This window comes from Paenibacillus sp. 22594 (assembly GCF_052044425.1).
Lineage (GTDB): Bacteria > Bacillota > Bacilli > Paenibacillales > Paenibacillaceae > Paenibacillus_AQ.
Genome location: NZ_JBQENA010000018.1, coordinates 17,782 through 39,955 on the forward strand (window position 1 = coordinate 17,782; position 22,174 = coordinate 39,955).

Here is a 22,174-nt window from a genome sequence, read left to right on the forward strand (position 1 = left end):
ACTCACTGCGATAATTGTAACAAAGACAGAAGCACTTGGCAATCACTTAAAGCATATTAATACATATTTTTTGAGCCTTTTAAGAGGAAAAGGCTTGATTTACGCTGATTCTTTACGCTATAAGTTAGCTGCATGGAAGATCCGCCTGGAATATTTATCAAAAAGGTGTTTCAAAGCTCTAAAAAGCGTGTAAAAGGGAGAATAAGGAAAAGGGAAAACCCGGAAAATGATTACGGCAATAATCAGCTCCGGGCTTGTATAAGTTACATTTAGTTGTTAGAGGTGTAATGGTGAGGGGATAAAGCTTCAATTAATCGTAGGCAACAGTTTTGTAAGCTGTAGTGCTCATCACTCGTTTAGCGCCAACGTAGCGGTTGGCCCAGTAGGCTTGACTCAGCGAAGTTACAGTTACGCCGCGTGAGCTGGAAGATTGTGCGAATTTACCGCCTCCGACATAAATGCCGACATGGGAAACTCCCGAACCAAAAGTATTGAAGAATACCAGGTCACCTGAACGCAAGTTGTTCCGTGATACGGAAGTACCAACGCTGAATTGAGCCTTGGATGTGCGTGGCAGGGTAAGTCCGATACTTTTAAAAACATACGAGGTAAAGCCGGAGCAATCGAAACCGTTTGTGCTAGTGCCCCCGAACTTATAGGTGGTTCCGATGGTTTTTGCGATAACGGTGTCCATCTTGGAATCGGCGAAAGCGCTGCCAGCTCCGATTGTGAATACCATCACTAGTCCAAGTGCTGCTGCGGTACATTTCTTCTTAAAATTCTGACTTCTCAAAAGATGTACTCCTTCCAAGGCCTGCGAGGTTAGCTTAAGGATTCGGTAGAAGGTTCCCCTATGACCCCTCTAAAGCGAGATCAATTCACCCAAAATATGGTTCCCCCGCTTCCCGGTGCAGGGAATTTGGCGTTTTATGCACCAGAAGAGCGACGTGCCGACAATTTGTAAATGCTCTGGAATGTTAACGTGTTTGAATGTGCTGCATTTTAAAGATTACAAATTTGTTACTAGTAGTACAGGCATCATTGTACCAGAGGATTTACAGTTTTGCAAATACTCTTATTCACTTTGTAATCCAAAAAAGAGTCCCGCCCCCTCAAGGAGCAGTGACTCTTTTATTATGCCGGTTGAGCGGCTTAATTATTGTGGGAATGATTTACTGGACCAAAGGTGGTATTGAGCGGCGATTCCCCACATTTTGAAGAGTGTAGTGGGAAGTGGAGAGAACTGCCGTAGCAGAAGTGCTGGCATCCCCGGCCATAAGATTGATGCCGCTCCGCAAGCAAGCATCATTACCAGACCCCCTGCTCCCATCACAAGGGATAATCCCACAGAAGGAAGGATCACCTTCAGGCACACCAAGAGAGAAGAGAGAGTACCTGTGCCACCCGTATAACCGAACTGCATGTACAGCAGTACTTTTCGGATGAAGAACAGATATAGCAGCCAAGCCAGAATGTAGGGTGCCAGTTTCAGCAATAGCTTATAATCCAGAATTCCGCTTAACAGCAGTCTGTACATTTTGGGAAGAAGCCAATACAGGGGCAGAGCTGTAAGCACCCATTCTGCAAGACTGAACAACATTACCGGAAGCCCATACAGCCGCATACCCGGAAAAAAGAACATCCCGCGCTCCCCCTTACGCTCCTGATGGAGCTCATGGAGCAGTCCTGCGCGGATGAATGGGGAGAGCAGCAGCCTTAATGCGCTTAGCGCCAGCAGCATCCAGAGCCAGTGCTGAACACCGGAATCGGTGCCCAGTGCGAGCTGGCCCTCCACATAATACAGCAGTCTGCCTATCCCGCTACCGCCCGCATCCTGATCAGGATAACGCAGCAGTACCGGGACTACGGCGCTTTTAACGAACTTGTACATGAAATAACCCCAGAATAGCCGGTAGATAAACAATAGAATCAGTATATAAAATTGCTCTTTCATGCTGTGCCAGCCCCGGGATATCGATCTTTTCACATTCCTTCACCTCACCAGACAAGAGTTCCGAGCAGATTTTCAATCAGGTTGGTTATGCTAAGCGTCCATCGTGAGAGCGTGTCCTGCTCCAGTTCCGCGAGTCTGAAATTATTCAAATGCTTACTCTCCAGCAGGATGGAATGCTCGGGATCAATCTCTGCCGATATCAGCGGCGCTTTGTAGGACAGCTGAAACGTAGTTTGCTTGTCTTTTCCATTCCAATACCGCTGAACGGTATATCCATCCGAAAATGTAAACTTTACTGGCACATCCCCGTACTGGCTGCCTTTGTTGCTCACGGCGACTGATGAATCATAACGAAGGCCATCTGTGTCTCTCCCCTTTTTGTGAAGAGTGTTGACAATGTTATCTATGGAAAAATCAGGAGCGCCGCCACTATAAACATATTGAACGAAATACGTCTGCCACGATTTTTTGGTCACTTTTTCTACGGTCTTTTGAAAATCAGCTGTGGAAGGGTGCTGGAAACGGTATTTGCGGGCATAGGTGGCCATGATGGCATCCATCGTTTTGGTTCCCACTTGCTGCTCAATGTCTTTGAGAACCAGTTTGCCCCGGATGTATACGTTGCGTGTATAGGCATCGTCTCCGGTGTATTTCCAGGTCTCCAGATTGAGTGGCTGTGATGAGGTTACCAGACTGGCCTGAAGCGCAGTGTTGGAGGCTACCCCATATTCCTGTTCCATCAACCGGTCTTCTGCATAAGAGGTGAAGCTCTCATCCAGCCAGGCTTCCTCAAATTCATTGCTGGCTATCATGCCATAAAAAAACTGATGCCCGATTTCATGGATGACCGTACGTTCAAGCTGCGTGCCTGGGGCATCTTCGGCTGCGCCGAAGGCAGTGATGAGTGTGGGGTACTCCATCCCGCCTGCGCCATTCCCTGCCTTTGGCGGGACGACGATAGATAGCGTGGAGTAAGGATAAGAACCATACCATTTGCTGAAGGCGCTAAGAGCAGCTTTGGCCGCCTGGAAATACCGCTCCTGTAAATCCTTATGCAGCGGGTCCAGGTAGAGTTTTATCCTTACCCCGGGTACTCCAGGTGCAGAGAAGGCTTCCTCGGCAACCGCAAAGTCGGGAGAGGCCGCCCAGGCGAAATCATGAACATCATCGGCGTAGAACTGGTAAATCTTCTGGCCCTGCTTCAGCCTGGCGGTCTTCACCGGGAAGCCGGTTGCTGCAACTGTATAATTGGAGGGCACGGAAAGAGTTACACTGTAGATCCCAAAGTCGCTGTAGAACTCGGAGGTACCGTGGTACTGATGCAGATTCCAGCCTTCTTGTTTTGCCCCCCGGGTGCCAGCAGGCTCATATACACTAATCTTGGGAAACCATTGTCCAGCCATTACAAAGTCACCTGAAATCCCCATGCGGGCGAATATTTTAGGCAGCTTGACCTCATACTTCAGCCTGAGCGTAACGCTTTCTCCTCCGTTCACCGGTTCAGGAAGATGCACCTTCACCAGTGTCTTGTCATTCACATTGCCATCGTCAGGCTGGACATACTGCAGACGCTGCATGAGCGAGACGCCGTCAGAGGTCCGGAGATCGGTCAGAGTCATGCTGCCGTATCCATTCGCTGGCATTCTATCCCCGCGTAGTGTTCCTCCGGATTCTTTCATAAAGGTGGTATCTTCGGAGGCAAAAGCATTCGGATAAAGGTGGAAGTAGAGGTCTTGTACCGGTTTTTGGCCGGGATGGGTCCAGGTCACCGTCTCAGAAGCCCTTAATGACCCGGCAGAGGGGATTAGCTGCGCGTCAATATGATATTCGGCCACCCGTTCGCTTAGCGCCTCTGAGACGGGGATCGGCTTACTCTCCGGGAGAACGGGTTGCGGAGCTTTGATCTGTGCAGCTAGAGGGGACTTGGCCTCTTTTGGTGCGGCAGCCGTCAGAACAGCGGGGTTGTGCCCTGATAACGCCCAAATTCCACCTCCTAGGGCGAAGGCGGCGAAGGCCGCAAAGATGAGGGTGTACCTTAATGACTGTGGCTTCATACTGTGATTCCTCCCGTGACAAGCATCTACGGGATGTATATGTTTGCATTCGGCGCATTATTAGCTAAAATTAAATTATATTCACGTTCTATTAGTGAAAGGGAAGGATGTGCACTTGTGGATAACAACCAACCAGAGGGTAAAAAACCGATGGCTCTGAATATCGTAAATGCCAAGAGCAAGCATAAAGGCTTCGGAGCAGGCTCCATCGATTTGAACAATGTATCGCCGGTTATTATTGACGGCGGTGTGGCCGTTATCGATATCGGTGCCATGCATGCCAAGAGCAAAGTGGAGAAGGGAATTAAATTCAGCCCGAACCGTGACGATGTGCCGGACGGAAGACAGGTATGGGTAGTCTGGGTAGCCGTGGATCGTACCCCGGAGGGCCAGTCTTACGGCGGGATTACTGCCTGTGAGATGTGGATTGACACTGAAGCCCGCCGGGGCTGGAAGATTCTTGCCGATCATGTGAACAAGCTGGATTCTGCCCTGAAGCGCAGAGTGATTCTGGAGGGGCTTGGAGCAGTTGACAAAGCAGCCCTAAAATCGCTGCTGATTGCCCATAATGCAGAATGGTGGGACGCGTCGGCCGAAGAGCTAAAGGCCGCATTGTCGGAATAAGATTACCACCGGTGTCTATGAGGACCAATAAATTGCGTTTCCAAAAACAGCCAAGCCCTCCAATTCAGGAGAGCCTGGCTGTTTGTATTGTGTATGAAAGTACAGGATGCCGGGTATAGCACTGATCCTATGATCTGTTGAGCAGGTTGAGCTTGCGCTTGAGCTGGCTAACGCGGGCTTGGCTGATGCCAAGCACCTCTGCAAGCTCCTTCTGATTGGCATAGGGATGATCCTCTATAGCCTTCTCCAGGCGCTGGCTCATTTCCTCTGTCTTTGTCCGCCGCCCCCCGCGGATGGGCTCAGGATTAAAATCTGCGGGGGGCGGCGGCTGAAGGTTATCATCGGCTGTCCGTTCTGGATTGCCGAGTTCTTTCAGACAGCTGTTGCAAATGAACTGGTCTTTATAGTAGGTCACATGATCAAGGCTTCTGCAGAACGTGCATTCCGTTGAGGTGTACTTTCTGAGTACGATGATTTCATCATTCAAAATAAAAAATTCGATAGGATCCCCAATGTCAATATTGCGTGTCATGCGGATTTCTACGGGAACCACAATTCTGCCAAGACTGTCTAAACTCCGGATCATGCCTGTATCCTTCATCCCATGTCCCTCATTTACATCTTTAATTTTTTTGTGGATATCTATGATTATAGCAGTAATTGTAAGTTATGAGAACGGGGAAAGCGCATTCATAATAGATTTTTTGTAAAAAACAGGAAGGTTTTTTCCGTGGATTTAAAAATCTCTCCATTCGGGAAGTCCGAAAGGAGAGATGGATTAGGGTTCTTTTGTTTTTTACCCAATTTCGCGTTGTCGAAACAGTCTCACCCATCTTTTGGGAGATGAAACGCCTGGGTCTGTCTATTCGATACACTGACGTAAGGGTTGCCTCTGAGGTAAAACCGCCAGGGAAGCTGGGCGTATTCTTCGGCATAAGAAATATTAATTCGTGGTGCTTGCACAATATCCAGGGTATCTGGCGGGTCACCCTGCTCCAGCCACAGTGGCCCTGCAGGATCATTTAACGGGCATCCATTCAGACTCTTATCTATACGAAGTGTCTGGCACAGCTTCCCCGGACCGCCGGAGAGGTCCGATGGCTTCTTGACCGTAATGCCACGATAGGCCGCCATCTGCCCCGCATCGTTGCCAGTCAGCGGCTCCACCGCACGGATCAGCACGGCATGCGGATCATCCTTGGCGGCCGTTACTACATTTACGCAGTTGTACATACCGTAAATGAGATACACGTAAGCAACTCCGCCGGTTCTGAACATGACTTCGGTACGCGCCGTGCGGCGTCCGCCGTAAGCATGGCTGCCCTTGTCTTCTGAACCGCCATAACTTTCAGTCTCGACGATCCGGCAGCGGATCTCCCCGTCCCCGGTCCGCCGGACCAGATGCTGCCCCAAAAGAAGAGGTGCTGCCTGAAGTGCCGTAAGCTTATATATATGCGGGGACAAGAGTTTTCTGGAAGATAGTCTCTCCCTGTCACCAGCGTTATCCTTCCGTTCCATAGATCAATGACACCTCTCTGGCCGAATCAGGCTATTCATGAACGCCTACTTCGTTGATTGGTCCCATCGTACCGCAGGAACGGCAGCTGAGCAACCGGGATTAGTTCATCCACCAGCGTTTGATGTCATTCCACAGGGAATGATCTTCCTTGGTGTCCGCTGCCGGGGGAACAACTTTTCCGTCCTGAGGATTCGCGGAACCGCCTGCACCATGCTGATCACAATACTCTGTAGGCTCCGTGCCGCTGATGAAGGTTTCCAATTCCTTCTCGGGGCAGTCTGATGTAGCGAGCTTGCCGGACTCAGGATTGATATACACACTGACGACCCCGTCAGGAATGGGGAAAATTTTCGGTGGTACGTTTGCCAGCGCTTTTTCCGTAAACTGGGCGAAAATGGGGGCGGCACGCCGACCGTCCGATGTAGCAATATTACGCCCTTTGTCATAACCGACCCAGACGGCTGTTGATAGCTCTGGTGTAAAGCCGACCATCCAGCCATCGGTATCGGTAGTGCCGGTCTTTCCGGCGACCGGGCGCTTAATAAAGGACGCGACACGGTTGCCTGTTCCCCCGCTCTCGAATACACCTTCCATCAGCCGGGTCAGCACATACGCCGCTGCCGGCTCTACAACCTTTTCTCCTGGCGTCTGGGGAGCCTCATATAGTAGCTTTCCATTGGCATCGGTAATCCTCAGAATTGCCGTGGCAGGAAGCTTTACTCCGCCTCCGCCTATCACAGCAAAGGCTGACGCCATCTCCAGCGGGCTCACTGGCGAAGTGCCCAGAGCCAGAGAAGGCACTTGCTGCAGCGGACTGTCGACCCCCATTTTGGCTGCCATTTCAGCCACTTTATCCGCGCCTATTTTCATAATCGTGTTCACGGCATAAATATTGTCGGAGGCGGCAATAGCCTGGCGCATGTTGATTTCTCCCAGATACTTGTCCCCGAAATTTTTGGGCTGATAGGTCTTTCGGTCATGATCATAATGGAACAGCGTGGGCTGGCTGTTAAATACGGATAGTCCCGTCATCGTTTTGGAGGACAGTGCGGTTAAATACATAATGGGCTTAAAAGAAGACCCGGGCTGCCGGGTAGTGGCTAATGCATGGTTGAACTGATTGGTGCGGTAATTTTTGCCTCCGACCATGGCTTTGATATAACCTGTCCGGGGATCTATGGACACAAGTGCAGTCTCCAGATCACTGGCGGAATCCATCCCTTTGTCCACAGCCTCCTCAGCCGCCTGCTGCATATCAGGATCGAGGGTCGTATATACGTTCAGACCGCCCTGATCCAATTCTTCGCTGCTGATGTGCAGGGAGTCGATGGCGAGGCTGCGGACATAGTCGCGGAAGTAAGGTGCAGCGACGATGGTATTCTTTTCACCCTGTGGTTTGAAGCTTAAGGTCTCCAGTCTGGCGGACGTAGCCTGCGCCTCCGTAATATCGCCCATTTCCGTCATCGCAGCCAGAATAATCCGCTGTCGTTTCTTGGCATTGTCCATATGGGTGTAGGGGGAATAATAGGTCGGGCCTTTGGGAATTCCGGCAAGCAGGGCACTTTCTGCCAGATCGAGATCTGCTGCTGCTTTACCGAAATACATCCTTGAAGCGGCTTCGATCCCATAGGCGCCATGGCCATAATAAATCTGGTTCAGATACATATTCAGAATTTCGTCTTTGCTGTATTTCATTTCAAGCTGCATCGTGTAGAGGGCTTCTTTCGCCTTACGCGTCCAGGTCTTCTCATGGGTCAGGTAGAGATTGCGCGCAAGCTGCTGGGTTAAGGTACTCGCCCCCTGCGTGCGGTCACCGGACTCCAGATTGGCAAGAACTGCGCGGCCCATGCCCCTGACATCAAAGCCGGAGTGATCGTAGAATTTACGGTCCTCTACAGCGAGGGTAGCCTGAATAAGAAGCGGCGAAATTTGGTCGAGTGTTACGGGATCCCTGCTGCGGCCATCTGTGGTAAAGGTGGTCAGCACATTCCCCCTGGAGTCAAGCAGCTTGGAGCGGATATCGTCAGCGATCGGCGGAAGATCCTTTTGGTAGAGGTAACCCAGCAGTGCGCAGGCTGCCAGCACAAATAGCACGCTCATCACAGTCAACAGCCGGAACAGCCGGCGGAGGCGGTGTCTAGGTTTTGGAGGTGTTGCAGTATCGCGCGGCATGGCATCGGGCTCCTTCTTTTTTTTGCGTACAACTTGTCAATTCTCATTATGGGGAAGGAAGAGCCCGGATATTCATAAGGATTCAGGCCTTTCCCGAAAAGAACTGAGTTTTCTGCAAATCAGGATTTAATATAGGATAAGGTGGTAACCAAATTGTTTTCATTTTGTGACTTTATCCAGGTAGATAGAAGAGGGATTGGACAGTATAACAGAGTAGTGTCAAGATCTATTAGAGAAGACAAATTGTTCAGGAGGTGTCATTATGAATTGGACTAAAATGCTGCATCAGGGGAAGCTGACTCTCCTGTCCGCAGTTCTTGTGGCGGTTTCTGCTTGGGGAATGCACGCTTCTCCATCACAGGCAGCCTCTGCGGCAACAGCTGTACCGGCTTGTGGCACCGGTGATCATGGATTGCTGAAAGAACTGCAAGCACGGCATGCTGCATCAGAAGAAACCCCGCTGAGTTTTTCGGATCTGCAATTTCTGAGTGCCGATACAGGAAGGGCAGCGGGTAGCGGCTTTATGATTGGAACCTCGGACGGGGGCTGTCATTTTCAGGAGATTTACCAAGGGCAGTGGAACTTCAGGCAGATTGACTTTCCGAATAATGTCCAGGGCTGGGCATTGGCTTCCGTGAAGGATACAGCGTCAACCTACCTCATTGCCACCACGAATGGCGGTTCTACCTGGACCCGGATAGGGAATACGGCAACGGATTTTGAAAGAATTGACTTTAAGGATAGTAAGCGGGGCTTCGGCTACAGCCGGAATGCTACCTCCTACACCACAGACGGAGGACGTACCTGGAGTCTGATCCGCACTCCGGCCAACACACGCAGCGCGGAATTTACCAGCCGTGACAAGGGTTATGCACTTGTGATAGCACCGGGGGCCGGCTACCGTGTCATGAAGACTTCGAATGGCGGTTCCACCTGGTCTCTCTCACTGCAATCGGTTTTTGCTTATCCGGAGTCCGGGCGAATCTATGCGAGCGGTGATCAGGTGTACGCGTTGCTGTATGGCGGAACAGGGATGTCGCAGACCTCATACTCACTTTATGCCAGCAGCAATAAGGGCGGCAGCTGGAAACGCGTTATTGCCCAGGATTCTGCCGGCGGCGGACCTGCACCAGGCAGCGGGCCGGCACAGCTTCGGTCAGGTCCTGCCTCCGGCAAGCCGGGCAATATGCAGCTTGTAGGCAGCAGCGCTGCCTTTCTGGTCGGCTTCTCGCCTGCTGGCGAAAAAGTAGCCGTAGGCCGTTCTTATAAAGGCGGCAAGGAGTGGACTAATCTTCCAGCTATTCCGGGCTATGAGGGAATGATCTCTTTCACAGGCCTTAAGGAAGGGTGGATGGCTGTCCGCGGGCAGAATACTTCTTCCTTATACAGCACCGGTGACGGCGGATCGACATGGAAGTTGAAATTCTCTTTTAAGGGGACAGGGCAATAAGCTGAGCGGCTCCATCACAGGAGCTGCTTTTTTGCGTGCAGTCAACCGGATAAAACAATAAGACACAGAGGTGCAGCATGGGCTTCAGGTGTGATTTTGCGAACCAATATGGTAAAATTTTAGGTACTTTACGTATGCACCCCATTTCATGCTTAGGAGGACTGCGGCTGTGTCCATTCGCGTATCTGCCATACAATATCATTTACATACCATTTTCTCCTTTGAGGAGTTTGCCGCCCAGTGCGAGCATTATATAAAAACGGCCGAGGAGTTCGGCGCCGAGTTCATCCTGTTTCCCGAATTTTTAACGACACAGTTGATGTCCATTGGCGATGAACGGGGGAATGCCCTTGGCATAGAAGATCTGCCGCAATTTACGGACCGTTACCGGGAGATGTTCTCCGGGTATGCCCAGAAATATGCTGTGCATATCATTGGCGGGACTCATGTGCTTCGTAGAAACGACAAGCTCTATAATGTGGCCCATCTCTTTTATCCGGATGGAAGAATTGCCGAGCAGGCGAAGCTGCACATCACACCGGCTGAAGTCGAGGGCTGGGATATGGGCGCGGGGGAAGGGCTGGAGGTGTTCCAGACGGATAAAGGAACCATCGCCATGCTAACCTGCTACGATATCGAATTTCCGGAGATTGTGCGCATGGCCCGGGCCAAGGGTGCGGATGTCATTTTTTGCCCTTCCTGCACGGATGACCGCCATGGTTTCCACCGGGTAAGATACACCAGTCATGCCCGTGCCATTGAAAATCAAATCTACGTCGTGCTCACAGGCACTGTAGGCTCGCTGCCTACAGTAGACCTGATGCGGGCGAACTTTGGCCAGGCTGCGGTGATAACGCCCAATGATATTCCGTTTCCTCCGAGGGGTCTGTTGGCCGAGGGTGAAATGAACGATGATATGATTATCACCGCCGATCTGGATCTGGAACTGCTCTACCGGGTTCGCGAACGCGGGTCGGTGACCACTTGGCGCGACCGCCGAACGGATCTGTATACGGATTGGACGTAAGGAGGAGGAGGCATGTATAACAAGAGCTTTTACGCTTTTGACGATAAAATCCCGGTGCCTGCGGTGCTCCGCAGCTACACGGAAGCCGATTTTGAGGAACTGATTTCCATTCAGTCCGAAGCTTTTCCGCCTCCCTATCCTGCTGAGCTATGGTGGAACCGGGAGCAGTTGCTGAATCATGTGACGCTTTTTCCGGAGGGTGCGCTATGTGTGGAGGTGAACGGAGAACTGGCAGGTTCGGTAACCGGACTGAAAATTCATTTTGACGCTGAGGCCCCGGCGCTTCATCATACCTGGTCAGAGGTTACGGCAGATGGATATATTACTACGCACCAGCCGGACGGGAACACGCTCTATATTGCCGATCTGTGCGTCCGTCCCAAACACCGTAAACTGGGGCTGGGCAAGGAGCTGGTACAGTCGCTGTATCACGTTGTGGTAGAGCAGAAGCTAGAGCGGCTGCTGGGAGCGGGCCGTATGCCAGGCTATCATCTTCAGGCCTCCAGGATGTCAGCGGAGGAGTATTTGGAAGGAGTGACAGCCGGCAAATGGTCTGATCCGGTGCTCACCTTTTTGCTGCGCTGCGGGCGGTCCCCGGTGGGGGTAGTGGCTGATTATCTGGAAGACGAGGAGTCGGGCAATTTCGCTGCGCTCATGGAGTGGCGCAATCCTTTTCTATAATAAGTAAGGAATATCTTTATCAGAATGGAGGAGATCCTTGAGTATGGAATATACAAGAATTACGAGTGTCGATGATCCTTTGTTCAGACAAGTACATCATCTGCTGTCAGAAGTGTTTCCCCCTGAGGAAGTTCTTGAATTCAGCTTGTGGAAGGAGCCTCTGGAAGATCCCGGAATCCGTGTATTTGCTGCTGTGCATGATGGCGCTGTTGTGGGCACTACGGAATACCGTTATTACACCGACTGGAATGTGGCGATGACCGATTTCACTATCATTGGCCGGGAGGGCCTGGGGATAGGGCGCTTTCTGGCTCAGAGCCGCCTGAAAGACTTGAAGAAGCTGGCAGCAGGCAATGGTGAAGAGCTCTTCGGCATGTTCGCCGAGATTTACGATCCTTACCGGGTGGAGTATGCATTTGGGGGCATCAAGCCCATGGACCCGTTTGTCCGCAGGGAGGTGCTGTCGCATATGGGATACAAGCGGATGGATTTCCCATACGTTCATCCCTCCTGGCAGGGTGACGGGGAGGCGGTGTCGGGTCTTGACCTCTGCTTTATGCCCGGGGATGAGGATATGGGACAGGTCAAGGCTTCTTTGGTTGCGGACTTTCTGGCCCGTTATTATGCAGTACTTGCAGATAAGCCGGAAGCCTGGACGTCTATGGTAGAGGGGCTGAAGAGCAGGGATACGGTGTCGCTGCTGCCTTTGTGACTCTGGACTTCATCCGCTAAAGCGACATGAATCAAGAAATCCGGAGACAACAGCTCCTGGAAGTCCAAATTAGCGATTGAATTGCCCTCCCGATCTGGATATAGTGTACAATGGGAAAGCGAATATGCCTTAGATTATATATGTGTGAATAAGCGAGGAACGTGTGATGACTGAAGTGCAGCAAGGCAAATACGGTGTTTCCGTAATGCTTACGAGCGTACAGGGCGGGGAACGGAATGTGGTGCACGCCTCAGGTGAGGCTATTGCCAGAGGAAATCAGCTGTATATCCGTTATGAAGAACCCCAGACAGGCCCCAAGGGCGAGCAGGTTTCTGTCCGAACCACTTTGAAGATTTCAGACAGTGAACTGAAGCTGATTCGTCACGGCGGTGTCCAGTCGGAGCAGTCTTTTGTTCAGGGACAACGTCTGCCGGGATTCTACCGATCGCCATATACACAGTTTAATCTCTCCACAGACACCCGGAAACTGGACATGAAGCGTGATGGAAGATTGCTTGCGGTTTCATGGGAATACGATCTATACGTATACGAGGAATTATCGGGACAGTTCGCTATAAGTTTGCATATACAGGAGGAACCACAATCATGACACATAGTCAAAATCCGCTTCAGTTAGCCAATGAACGGGTGAAGGAAGCGATCGCTGGCGCCATTGTCGCCGCTGGCCTGGTCACCATAGAGGAGCTTCCGGCCATCGTGCTGGAAGTACCCAAAGACAAAGCCCACGGGGACCTGGCTACCAATGCTGCGATGCAGCTAACCAAGATTGCCAAGCGCAATCCAAGGCAGATTGCTGAAGCGATCATTGAGCACCTGGACAAGAGCAATGCTTCTATTGAAAAAGCAGAAATCGCCGGACCGGGCTTCATCAACTTTACGTTGTCAAAAAGCTACCTCTACCCGGTAATCGCCCTCGTGGCCGAACAGGGTGAGGATTATGGCCGCATTAATGCAGGCCAGGGGCAGAAAGTCGAGATGGAATTTGTCAGCGCGAATCCTACCGGCAGCCTGCATCTGGGACATGCCCGCGGGGCGGCTGTTGGTGATGCGCTGTGCAACGTGATGGATTTTGCCGGGTATCAGGTAACCCGCGAGTATTACATTAATGATGCCGGGAACCAGGTTCAGAACCTGTGCAAATCCATCGAAACCCGTTACCTGCAGGAGTTGGGCCAGCCGGCAGAAATGCCGGAAGACGGCTACCATGGCGAGGACATCAAGGTTTTTGCCAAAGAGCTGGTGGCTGAAAAAGGCGACGAGCTGCTGTCCATGACACCCGGCGACCGTGCAGCCTTCTTTCGTACCTATGGTCTTACCAAGGAGCTGGATAAAATCAAACGCGACCTTAAGCGGTTCCGCGTAGGCTTCGATATCTGGTTCAGTGAAACCTCTCTGTACGAGAACGGTGAAGTGCTACGTTCCTTGGACGAGCTGCGCGAGCGCGGTGAAGTCTACGAACAGGACGGGGCGACCTGGCTGCAAACGACGAAATACGGCGACGACAAGGATCGCGTATTGATCAAGAACGACGGAACCTATACCTACCTGACTCCGGATATCGCGTATCACAGCGACAAATACGGCCGGGGCTACGACAGAATGATCAACATTTGGGGTGCCGATCACCACGGCTATATTCCCCGGATGAAGGCAGCTATGTCGGCGCTTGGTAATGATCCGGAGAAGCTGGTCGTACTGATTGCCCAAATGGTCAGTCTCTTCCAGAACGGCGAAAAGGTCAAAATGTCTAAGCGTACCGGCAAAGCGGTGACGATGGAAGACCTGATGGACGAAGTCGGAATCGACGCCATCCGTTATTTCTTCACCATGCGCAGCATGGATTCACATCTGGACTTCGATATGGATCTGGCAATTTCCACATCCAACGAGAACCCTGTATTCTATGTGCAGTATGCACATGCGCGGATCTGCAGTATTTTCCGCCAGGCCGAGGAGCAAGGAATTGTATTGCCTGATTTTGCCGAGATCGACTATGCCAAGCTGACCGCTGCACATGAATATGATCTTCTTCGCAAAATCGGCGAATTGCCGGCGGAGATCGAGATAGCTGCCAGCAGCTATGCACCGCATCGTCTGATCCGTTACGTATACGATCTGGCTTCGCTGTTCCACAGCTACTACAAAGCGGAGCGCGTCATCACCGAGGATGCCGCCCAGACCGTAGCCCGCCTTGCTCTGCTGGGCGCGGCACGGACCACAATTGCCAACGTGCTTCGTCTCGTCGGTGTTACCGCACCGGACCGGATGTAACGGTCCGGTTTCAGCAAAAGCTCTGCCCCCGTGTAATTGGAGGCGGAGCTTTTGCTTATTTTGCTTACTGACTAGGGGAATGTGATTGATCTTCGCAACTCACTCCTACCGCTCAAGCCGGCCTAAGTCAGCTGGGAGTACCAGGCAACTCCCGGCAAGCGGTCAGTGGCCCGCCCAAGGTCCGCCCGCGGCCCTCGCGGGCCACGGGGCCGCCGCCCCTACGCCTTCGCGGCGGTGGCCCGCTTCGCCCGCGCGCCTGCCCGCAGCAGGCGCAGGGCATCGGCTGCCCCGCCGCCTAGGGCCGAACGGCGCTGGCCTTTGCGCAGCCGCACCGGCGATGCCGTGCGGCGTAGGAGCAGCTTCAGCTCCCGTGGTGAGAGGCCCGGGCGCAGCGCGAGCAGCAAGGCGGCGGCTCCCGTGACATGCGAGGTCGCCATGGAGGTGCCGCTCATCTCTTTGTAGCCCTCCTTCAGCCAGCAGGAGGGTACGCCTTCGCCGGGTCCGTATACATCGATATACGGACCCCGGTTGCTGAAGGCTGCGACGCGGTGCCTCCGGTCAAGGGCGCCGACGGCGATTGTTTCGGGGTAGCGCGCGGGATAGTCCCCGCCGCGTTTGCCGTCGTTGCCGGAGGAAGCAATGATGGCGATCCCGGCCCGGTAGGCCTTGATCACCACATCGTGAAGGGCTTTACTTCTCGTTTTCATGCCGAAGCTCATATTAATGATATCGATCTTGTTCTGTACGCACCAGTCGATGCCGAGTACAATGTCCGACACATAGGCCGAGCCGCTGTGGTCAAAAGCCTTGACCGGGTATAGCTGCGCCCGCGGCGCTACGCCCATCATGCCGCGGGTGCCGCCGGCCGCCGCCAGCGTACCGGCGATATGGGTGCCGTGACCGTTATCATCGAGCGGCAGCATGCCGCGGTGCAGCAGGTTCACGCCGGAAGCCAGCGAATGCCTGAGATCCGGGTGCCGGTAATCGGCACCTGTATCAATGACACCGATCTTTACATGCACTCCGGTCGATCGGGACCACGCCTGCGGGGCATGAATAGCTCTGACGCCCCATGGCATCACTGCGGTCCCTGATTTTTCAGGGGCCACCGCGTGAACCTGTATCCGGGAATCCTCTTCGATGCTTAGGGAATCTTCATATTTATAGAGCAGCTTCCCCGCTCCCGCGGCGGGCACAACAAATGCCCGGATTAATGGGGATATTTGTACTTGCCGCAATTCCGGTTTCTTTGCTTTCAGTGCTTTCCACTCTGACAGCGCTCCGGCATACTGGCGGGCATCATTGAAGGTGACAATGCGCCGCTCGGCATTTTTGGGGGCAGGCGATATCTCACCAAGCAGCATCTGCCAAAATCCGTAGTAATCCATAAGTTACGCCGTCCCCTCCTCGGTGCCGTGCTGCCATATTGTATGAGGGGAGGCAGACGTCCGAATGGGAACTTGCCCTTTTTTAGCGAAATAGGCTGCCCATCGTGTCAAAAAGCGGAGCTTTACATAAAATAAACAGAAGAGAGCGCGAGTTCTCTTTGCAACATCCCGTAAGGAGCCGATCCTTGGCGTGGATACAGTCATGCGCGGAGGAACTTCCTCCGCCTTTTTTGTGTTAGCGAATGAAGAGGTTTCAGAGCTGGCCCGGGAATACATCATTCAGCCGGATGGTTTTGACTTGCAATTTGCTGCCAAATAGGTTTTACTTAGTTTTGTTAATGGATATTATGAAATAGAAATTAACGGTAATGTGAACAATGCGTGAGAGGAAGTGTCCTTTAGTGAGTACGCCACTCAATTTAAAGCTGGACCCTGAGAAAGTAAAAGAAATGCCGATGGTGGACCTGGCTTTCCTGGTGCTCAAAGCAGCCAATACGCCTTACTACTACCGTGATCTGATGGTCGAGGTAGCCAGTTTGCGCGGTATGACCGATCAAGAAAGCCAAGATACTATTGCCCAGTTATATACCGAGATTAATATTGACGGGCGTTTTGCCTGTGTTGGAACCAACCTGTGGGGGCTTAAACGCTGGTACCCTCTGGAACGCTCTGACGATCCTGTCGGCAATACCAAACGCGTGCGTATCATCAACGATGAGGATGACGATCTGGAAGACGATGATTTCGCCGAAGAAGAAGAGAACTACGCTGCGGAGGAAGAGGATTTCGATGCTATCGACGAAGATCGCGACGACCTCTATTCCGACGACGACAGCGAAGAAGAAGTCGACGAAGATGTTGTTATCGATGAAGACGACATTGACGAAGATGAGGTTGACGATGAAGATTCCGAAGACGGCGAAGCAGAAGAAGCCGATGATGAGGAAGAGGACGAGAATTATTAAAGTAGTATACGTGTGTGCGTAATTCCTCCCTTGACATGGGTGGGACCGTCAGAGTAAACTATTGCATGGGCTTATAATGGAAGTTAATATTGTTTTCTAAAATAAAAAGTGCCCCGGGTCTACGGGTGTCACTTTTTTGTTTTTTTAAAAGATAGAACTCATATGTTTCACGTTATTAATTATCCTTATCTTTCTATAGAAACGGATGGTTTTTTCCGGGATTCATTGGAAAAGTAACTTTTTGGGTTCCCCGTTTTGATAATGGAAAAAAGGGTTACGATAAACACCAAGCGTGCCTGAATTTCTGGACTTTATTTAGGAGGGTTTTACAGTGACAAAGTATATTTTTGTAACGGGGGGCGTTGTGTCTTCCCTGGGCAAAGGCATTACCGCTGCTTCTTTGGGCAGGCTGCTCAAGAACAGAGGGTTGAAGGTGACCATTCAGAAATTCGATCCTTACATTAACGTAGACCCTGGAACCATGAGTCCTTATCAGCATGGCGAAGTGTTTGTAACTGATGATGGAGCGGAAACCGACCTGGACCTTGGACACTATGAACGGTTTATTGACATCAATCTCTCAAAGAACAGCAATGTTACAACCGGTAAGATTTATTCCTCGGTCATCAGCAAAGAGCGGCGCGGGGAATACTTGGGCGGAACCGTTCAAGTCATCCCGCATATCACGAATGAAATTAAAGAGCGCGTATTCCGCGCAGGCCGTGAGACAGGATCAGATGTGGTCATTACTGAAATCGGCGGGACCGTGGGCGATATCGAGAGCTTGCCGTTCATGGAAGCTATCCGTCAGATCAAAAGCGACATCGGCCGGGAAAATGTAATGTACATTCACGTAACCCTGATTCCATATATCAAGGCTGCGGGAGAAGTGAAGACCAAGCCGACACAGCACAGCGTGAAGGAGCTTCGCAGCATCGGGATTCAGCCTAATGTGATCGTCTGCCGTACGGAGTATCCTTTGACCGAAGATATGAAGGCCAAGCTTGCTTTATTCTGCGATATCGACGCAAATGCCGTAGTAGAATGCCGCGATGCCTCGACACTATATGAGGTTCCGCTGAACCTGCGCGATGAAGGCTTGGACGAGATTGTAGTCAATCACTTGAAGCTGACCACACCTGCGCCGGATATGCGTGAGTGGGAGAGCATGCTGAGCCGGATTCAGCAGCTTGAGCGCACGGTTGAAATTGCCATTGTCGGCAAGTACGTAGCCCTGCATGATGCTTATTTGAGCGTAGTGGAGTCCCTGTCCCATGCCGGCTTTGCTGCGAATGCAGAGGTCAAGATCCGCTGGGTCGATGCTGAACAGGTTACCGACGAGAATGTAGATGAACTGCTGGGAGGCATTGGCGGCATCCTCGTACCAGGCGGTTTTGGCGACCGGGGAATCGAAGGTAAGATTTCCGCCATTCGTTATGCCCGCGAACAATCCATTCCTTTCTTCGGCATCTGCCTGGGAATGCAGGTTTCCGTAATCGAATATGGCCGTTCCATTCTGGGACTGGCTGGAGCGAACAGCTCGGAGATCGATCCGTCTACACAGTATCCGCTCATTGACCTGCTGCCGGAGCAGAAGGATATCGAAGATATGGGCGGGACAATGCGTCTTGGTCTTTACCCATGTAAGCTTCTTCCTGAATCACTGGCAATGTCCTGCTACGATGATGAATTGGTATATGAACGTCACCGTCACCGGTATGAGTTCAACAATGCTTACCGTGATGAAATCGAAAAAGCCGGCCTAGTAATCTCCGGTACCTCTCCGGACGGCCGTCTGGTAGAGATTGTCGAGCTCCCGGGCCATCCATGGTTCCTGTCGGTGCAGTTCCATCCGGAGTTCACCTCCCGTCCGAACCGTCCACAGCCGCTTTTCCGCGAATTTGTGAAAGCTTCACTGACTCATTCCGAACAAATGTAATTTCTTATAGGAAAGCCTTCATAGGGCCCTGATGAGCCTCCGTATGGAGGCTTTCTTTGCAATATAGGAAAGTACATGTTTCACAATATCCACTTGACACCGCCTAATTTGAAAAGCGTAAATTGTTTGCACAGCGCAGTCTGGTTATAGGCCATAAAATGACATAGATTTACGCATTTTAACCAATTAGCAGGATTTTGGCTGCAGGGAACGAATAATAGGTTTCGTATAGACATATTAGGTTAAGGGGCCGTTAGCTGTGCCCGTGCGCGGTATGGACAATCTGCTTCAAATTCTGGGAGGGTATGGTATGGAAAAGAGAAAAGTGTTAATTGTTGATGATCAGAACGGAATCCGGATTCTCCTCATGGAAGTATTTAATAGCGAAGGGTATACCACATTTCAAGCAGCTAACGGAAAGTTGGCATTGGACATTGTCCGCAGCGAATCCCCCGATCTAGTCTTGCTGGATATGAAAATTCCAGGAATGGACGGGCTTGAGATCCTGAAGCATCTGAAGGAGATCAATCCTGCGATCAAGGTTATTATGATGACAGCCTACGGTGAACTGGATATGATTAAAGAAGCAACGAAGTTGGGGGCGTTGATGCATTTTACGAAGCCATTTGACATCGATGAGATGCGGGTAGCCGTAAATATGCACCTTAACAATAAGTCGATAGATCAGTACAACTAACCCAGGAATCCGCAGTTTGGGAATGTGGGGTTATGGATACGCTAGAGAGGAACAGTCTGCCCGGTCCATGGGTTGGCCTGATATCGTCCCGCCGGGACATTTTTTTGTGTATCCTATTTAGTATTTAACACAGGATGTGCTATAATAGGCCTGTATGTGATGTCGGCTTATATAAGCAACCAAACATTCTTAGGAGGATTGAAACCATGCCATTAGTATCTATGACAGACATGTTAACCAAAGCACTTGAAGGAAAATATGCAGTCGGCCAGTTCAACATCAATAACTTGGAGTGGACACAAGCGATTCTTGGTGCAGCAGAAGAAGAAAAGTCACCAGTAATCCTTGGCGTATCTGAAGGCGCAGCTCGTCACATGGGCGGCTTTTACACAGTAGTTAAGATGGTTGAAGGTCTTGTTCATGACATGAAAATCACCGTTCCTGTTGCTATTCACCTGGATCACGGTTCAAGCTTTGACAAATGTAAAGATGCAATCGACGCCGGATTTACATCCGTAATGATCGATGGTTCCCACCACCCAATCAGCGAGAACATTGAAATGACCAAAAAGGTCGTTGAATATGCTCATGCTAAAGGTGTTTCTGTAGAAGCAGAAGTAGGAACTGTAGGCGGACAGGAAGACGACGTTATCGGCGGCATTCAATATGCAGACCTTAACGAATGTGTAAGCCTTGTTAAAGAAACTGGAGTTGACACTTTGGCTCCTGCACTTGGTTCCGTACACGGTCCTTACCATGGTGAGCCTAACCTCGGATTCAAAGAAATGGAAGAAATTCGCGATGCAGTTAAGCTTCCGCTCGTTCTTCACGGTGGTACTGGTATTCCTGAGCATGACATCAAGAAATCCATCTCCCTGGGTACTTCCAAAATCAACGTGAACACTGAGAACCAAATTGCATTTGCTAAGGTTGTTCGCGAAGTACTGGCTGCTAAACCGGATGCTTATGATCCTCGTGTATTCATCGCACCAGGCCGCGAAGCTATCAAACAAACCGTTATCGGCAAAATCCGTGAGTTCGGTTCCAGCAACAAAGCCTAATATATTTATGATGCAAGTGGACAGGCTCTGTAGAGCTGTCTTCAAGCTGAATAGTTTGATATGGAAAGCACCGCCTAGCCGGTGTCTTTCCGTTTAATATAAGGAGTTATTTACCTGTGATGGTAACCAGTCCTTGTATTTACTGTTGAAACGGGTGCCGTCCTTGTTATAAGGACGGCGCATCCGTTTCTAATCATTATAATTAAGCGAAGCCACAGCAGGTATTGCCAGGGCAAGCTGCAATACACGTAGGGGGAACCGGATAAATTTATGGAAAAATTAATGATTGGCGGTGGACGTCCTTTAGAAGGCGTCGTGACCATCAGTGGAGCGAAGAATAGCGCAATTGCGCTTATTCCTGCGGCGATCTTGGCCGAGTCTGAAGTTGTTCTGGATAACTTGCCGTCCCTTAGCGATGTAGCTGTATATTCCGAAATTCTGGAAGAGCTTGGAGCCACTGTCTCCTGGACAGGCAGCCAGATGAGAATTAATCCCTCCCGTATCGTATCCATCCCAATGCCTAACGGACCGGTCAAGAAACTCCGGGCCTCATATTACATGATGGGAGCACTCCTTGGAAGGTTCAAGGAAGCGACGATTGGTCTTCCTGGCGGCTGCAATTTTGAGCCTCGTCCAATTGACCAGCACATTAAGGGCTTTGAAGCGCTGGGTGCGACTGTGACCAACGATCATGGCTCTATTCACCTGTATGCGAAAGAACTGCGCGGCGCCAAAATTTATTTAGACGTATCCAGCGTAGGTGCCACTATTAACATCATGCTTGCGGCTTCACGTGCCAAGGGCTCAACAATCATCGAAAATGCGGCTAAAGAGCCTGAGATTATAGATGTAGCTACTCTCTTGAACTCCATGGGCGCTGTTATTAAAGGCGCTGGTACCGAAACGATCCGGATCGAAGGTGTTACGGAAATGCACGGCTGCCGTCACTCCATCATACCCGACCGTATTCAAGCAGGAACATATATGATTGCTGCTGCGGCTACGCGCGGCAATGTATTGATAGATAATGTAATTCCTAAGCATTTGGAGGCACTCACGGCCAAGTTGCTTGAGATGGGCGTAGATATCGAAGAACTGGATGAGAGTATCCGAGTCATCGGCAAAGCTAAATACGAGCATGCTGATGTCAAAGCCCTGATATACCCCGGTTTTGCCACCGATTTGCAATCTCCAATGACGAGTATGCTTACCCAGGCGGAAGGCGTTAGTGTACTAAGCGATTTTGTATACAGCAACCGATTTAAGCATGTGCCTGAACTGGTGCGAATGGGCGCCAAAATCCGTGTGGAAGGCCGTTCTGCCATTATTGAGGGAAGCAAGCTGAACGCTGCGAAGGTCAAGGCTGCGGATCTGCGTGCAGGTGCAGCACTTGTGATTGCCGGCCTGACGGTAGAGGAAGGAATTACCGAGGTTACGGGTGTGGAATATATAGACCGTGGTTACGACAATTTGGTTAGCAATTTACGGAATTTGGGAGCCAAAGTATGGCGTGAAAACGAATAAATCAGGTTTAACCGATGTCCTGGAAGAGGTGTTTTTTTGCTCCCGAACTGCATATCCTCTTCCAGAATGGGTAATGCTATCCTAATAAGCAATTTAATAGACTCCTATTTTTTGC

20 protein-coding genes and 1 riboswitch are annotated in these 22,174 nt (G+C 51.0%); of the genes, 13 read left to right on the plus strand and 7 right to left on the minus strand.

Annotated features, from left to right (window positions below; translation table 11 throughout):
* Positions 1 to 310: 310 nt before the first annotated feature.
* The 3 genes from ACTJKB_RS29880 to ACTJKB_RS29890 form a co-directional block, all read right to left on the minus strand.
* Positions 311 to 739 (minus strand): C40 family peptidase, encoded by a 429-nt coding sequence (locus ACTJKB_RS29880; RefSeq protein WP_440837905.1) that lies wholly within the window; start codon positions 737 to 739, stop codon positions 311 to 313.
* Positions 740 to 796: 57 nt separating this feature from the next.
* A riboswitch (cyclic di-AMP (ydaO/yuaA leader) is annotated at positions 797 to 935 on the minus strand.
* A 221-nt stretch (positions 936 to 1,156) separates the two neighbouring features.
* Positions 1,157 to 1,954, minus strand: a complete 798-nt coding sequence (locus tag ACTJKB_RS29885; RefSeq protein WP_440837880.1) for a hypothetical protein — start codon at positions 1,952 to 1,954, stop codon at positions 1,157 to 1,159.
* Positions 1,955 to 1,998: 44 nt separating this feature from the next.
* Positions 1,999 to 4,008: a M1 family metallopeptidase gene (locus ACTJKB_RS29890; protein WP_440837881.1), complete on the minus strand. Its 2,010-nt coding sequence runs from the start codon at positions 4,006 to 4,008 to the stop codon at positions 1,999 to 2,001.
* A gap of 117 nt (positions 4,009 to 4,125) precedes the next feature.
* Here ACTJKB_RS29890 and ACTJKB_RS29895 point away from each other — a divergent pair, with 117 nt between their 5' ends.
* Entirely contained in the window at positions 4,126 to 4,632 is a 507-nt protein-coding gene (locus tag ACTJKB_RS29895; protein WP_440837882.1) for a YwhD family protein, read from the plus strand.
* Positions 4,633 to 4,759: 127 nt separating this feature from the next.
* Here ACTJKB_RS29895 and ACTJKB_RS29900 read toward each other — a convergent pair whose 3' ends face one another.
* From ACTJKB_RS29900 to ACTJKB_RS29910, 3 genes are all read right to left on the minus strand, one after another.
* Entirely contained in the window at positions 4,760 to 5,233 is a 474-nt protein-coding gene (locus ACTJKB_RS29900) for an AbrB/MazE/SpoVT family DNA-binding domain-containing protein (RefSeq protein ID WP_440837883.1), read from the minus strand.
* Positions 5,234 to 5,457: 224 nt separating this feature from the next.
* A complete protein-coding gene (locus tag ACTJKB_RS29905) occupies positions 5,458 to 6,150 on the minus strand; it encodes a DNA-3-methyladenine glycosylase (protein ID WP_440837884.1) in 693 nt (230 codons plus the stop codon).
* Positions 6,151 to 6,250: 100 nt separating this feature from the next.
* Entirely contained in the window at positions 6,251 to 8,323 is a 2,073-nt protein-coding gene (locus tag ACTJKB_RS29910) for a transglycosylase domain-containing protein (RefSeq protein WP_440837885.1), read from the minus strand.
* 262 nt (positions 8,324 to 8,585) lie between these two features.
* Between ACTJKB_RS29910 and ACTJKB_RS29915 the strand changes: the two genes are divergently transcribed.
* From ACTJKB_RS29915 to argS, 6 genes are all read left to right on the plus strand, one after another.
* Positions 8,586 to 9,773 (plus strand): WD40/YVTN/BNR-like repeat-containing protein, encoded by a 1,188-nt coding sequence (locus ACTJKB_RS29915; protein ID WP_440837886.1) that lies wholly within the window; start codon positions 8,586 to 8,588, stop codon positions 9,771 to 9,773.
* A gap of 169 nt (positions 9,774 to 9,942) precedes the next feature.
* Positions 9,943 to 10,800 (plus strand): carbon-nitrogen hydrolase family protein, encoded by an 858-nt coding sequence (locus tag ACTJKB_RS29920; protein WP_440837887.1) that lies wholly within the window; start codon positions 9,943 to 9,945, stop codon positions 10,798 to 10,800.
* 12 nt (positions 10,801 to 10,812) lie between these two features.
* Positions 10,813 to 11,481 carry a GNAT family N-acetyltransferase gene (locus ACTJKB_RS29925; protein WP_440837888.1) on the plus strand — a complete coding sequence of 223 codons (669 nt, stop codon included), beginning with the start codon at positions 10,813 to 10,815 and terminating at the stop codon, positions 11,479 to 11,481.
* 43 nt (positions 11,482 to 11,524) lie between these two features.
* Positions 11,525 to 12,193: a GNAT family N-acetyltransferase gene (locus ACTJKB_RS29930; RefSeq protein WP_440837889.1), complete on the plus strand. Its 669-nt coding sequence runs from the start codon at positions 11,525 to 11,527 to the stop codon at positions 12,191 to 12,193.
* A gap of 166 nt (positions 12,194 to 12,359) precedes the next feature.
* Complete coding sequence (locus ACTJKB_RS29935) at positions 12,360 to 12,803, plus strand: DUF1934 domain-containing protein (protein ID WP_440837890.1); 444 nt, start codon at positions 12,360 to 12,362, stop codon at positions 12,801 to 12,803.
* On the plus strand, positions 12,800 to 14,485 hold the full coding sequence (argS, locus tag ACTJKB_RS29940; RefSeq protein ID WP_440837891.1) for an arginine--tRNA ligase: 1,686 nt from the start codon (positions 12,800 to 12,802) through the stop codon (positions 14,483 to 14,485). Before ACTJKB_RS29935 ends, argS begins: the two co-directional genes overlap by 4 nt.
* A gap of 218 nt (positions 14,486 to 14,703) precedes the next feature.
* Here argS and ACTJKB_RS29945 read toward each other — a convergent pair whose 3' ends face one another.
* Entirely contained in the window at positions 14,704 to 15,873 is a 1,170-nt protein-coding gene (locus tag ACTJKB_RS29945; protein WP_440837892.1) for a S8 family peptidase, read from the minus strand.
* A gap of 190 nt (positions 15,874 to 16,063) precedes the next feature.
* Between ACTJKB_RS29945 and ACTJKB_RS29950 the strand changes: the two genes are divergently transcribed.
* The 6 genes from ACTJKB_RS29950 to ACTJKB_RS29975 all read left to right on the plus strand — a co-directional run bounded on the left by ACTJKB_RS29950 (position 16,064) and on the right by ACTJKB_RS29975 (position 22,059).
* The gene (locus ACTJKB_RS29950) at positions 16,064 to 16,192 is read left to right on the plus strand and encodes a hypothetical protein (RefSeq protein ID WP_440837893.1); all 129 of its coding nucleotides are present in this window, start codon (positions 16,064 to 16,066) and stop codon (positions 16,190 to 16,192) included.
* A gap of 82 nt (positions 16,193 to 16,274) precedes the next feature.
* Complete coding sequence (gene rpoE / locus ACTJKB_RS29955) at positions 16,275 to 16,838, plus strand: DNA-directed RNA polymerase subunit delta (protein WP_440837894.1); 564 nt, start codon at positions 16,275 to 16,277, stop codon at positions 16,836 to 16,838.
* Positions 16,839 to 17,169: 331 nt separating this feature from the next.
* Positions 17,170 to 18,777, plus strand: coding sequence for a CTP synthase (locus tag ACTJKB_RS29960; RefSeq protein ID WP_440837895.1), 1,608 nt, complete (start codon positions 17,170 to 17,172; stop codon positions 18,775 to 18,777).
* A gap of 310 nt (positions 18,778 to 19,087) precedes the next feature.
* Positions 19,088 to 19,474: a response regulator gene (locus ACTJKB_RS29965; RefSeq protein ID WP_440837896.1), complete on the plus strand. Its 387-nt coding sequence runs from the start codon at positions 19,088 to 19,090 to the stop codon at positions 19,472 to 19,474.
* Between the two features lie 206 nt (positions 19,475 to 19,680).
* Positions 19,681 to 20,535 (plus strand): class II fructose-1,6-bisphosphate aldolase, encoded by an 855-nt coding sequence (gene fba / locus ACTJKB_RS29970; protein ID WP_440837897.1) that lies wholly within the window; start codon positions 19,681 to 19,683, stop codon positions 20,533 to 20,535.
* A gap of 270 nt (positions 20,536 to 20,805) precedes the next feature.
* Entirely contained in the window at positions 20,806 to 22,059 is a 1,254-nt protein-coding gene (locus ACTJKB_RS29975) for a UDP-N-acetylglucosamine 1-carboxyvinyltransferase (protein ID WP_074086984.1), read from the plus strand.
* The last annotated feature ends 115 nt before the right edge of the window (positions 22,060 to 22,174 follow it).

Bases quoted from the DNA above. Each gene is read 5' to 3' on its own strand.
- ACTJKB_RS29880 (WP_440837905.1), bottom strand. From the start codon at position 739: ATGGTATTCACAATCGGAGCTGGCAGCGCTTTCGCCGATTCCAAGATG.
- ACTJKB_RS29885 (WP_440837880.1), bottom strand. From the start codon at position 1,954: ATGAAAGAGCAATTTTATATACTGATTCTATTGTTTATCTACCGGCTA.
- ACTJKB_RS29890 (WP_440837881.1), bottom strand. From the start codon at position 4,008: ATGAAGCCACAGTCATTAAGGTACACCCTCATCTTTGCGGCCTTCGCC.
- ACTJKB_RS29900 (WP_440837883.1), bottom strand. From the start codon at position 5,233: ATGAAGGATACAGGCATGATCCGGAGTTTAGACAGTCTTGGCAGAATT.
- ACTJKB_RS29905 (WP_440837884.1), bottom strand. From the start codon at position 6,150: ATGGAACGGAAGGATAACGCTGGTGACAGGGAGAGACTATCTTCCAGA.
- ACTJKB_RS29910 (WP_440837885.1), bottom strand. From the start codon at position 8,323: ATGCCGCGCGATACTGCAACACCTCCAAAACCTAGACACCGCCTCCGC.
- ACTJKB_RS29915 (WP_440837886.1), top strand. From the start codon at position 8,586: ATGAATTGGACTAAAATGCTGCATCAGGGGAAGCTGACTCTCCTGTCC.
- ACTJKB_RS29925 (WP_440837888.1), top strand. From the start codon at position 10,813: ATGTATAACAAGAGCTTTTACGCTTTTGACGATAAAATCCCGGTGCCT.
- ACTJKB_RS29930 (WP_440837889.1), top strand. From the start codon at position 11,525: ATGGAATATACAAGAATTACGAGTGTCGATGATCCTTTGTTCAGACAA.
- ACTJKB_RS29935 (WP_440837890.1), top strand. From the start codon at position 12,360: ATGACTGAAGTGCAGCAAGGCAAATACGGTGTTTCCGTAATGCTTACG.
- argS (WP_440837891.1), top strand. From the start codon at position 12,800: ATGACACATAGTCAAAATCCGCTTCAGTTAGCCAATGAACGGGTGAAG.
- ACTJKB_RS29945 (WP_440837892.1), bottom strand. From the start codon at position 15,873: ATGGATTACTACGGATTTTGGCAGATGCTGCTTGGTGAGATATCGCCT.
- ACTJKB_RS29965 (WP_440837896.1), top strand. From the start codon at position 19,088: ATGGAAAAGAGAAAAGTGTTAATTGTTGATGATCAGAACGGAATCCGG.
- fba (WP_440837897.1), top strand. From the start codon at position 19,681: ATGCCATTAGTATCTATGACAGACATGTTAACCAAAGCACTTGAAGGA.
- ACTJKB_RS29975 (WP_074086984.1), top strand. From the start codon at position 20,806: ATGGAAAAATTAATGATTGGCGGTGGACGTCCTTTAGAAGGCGTCGTG.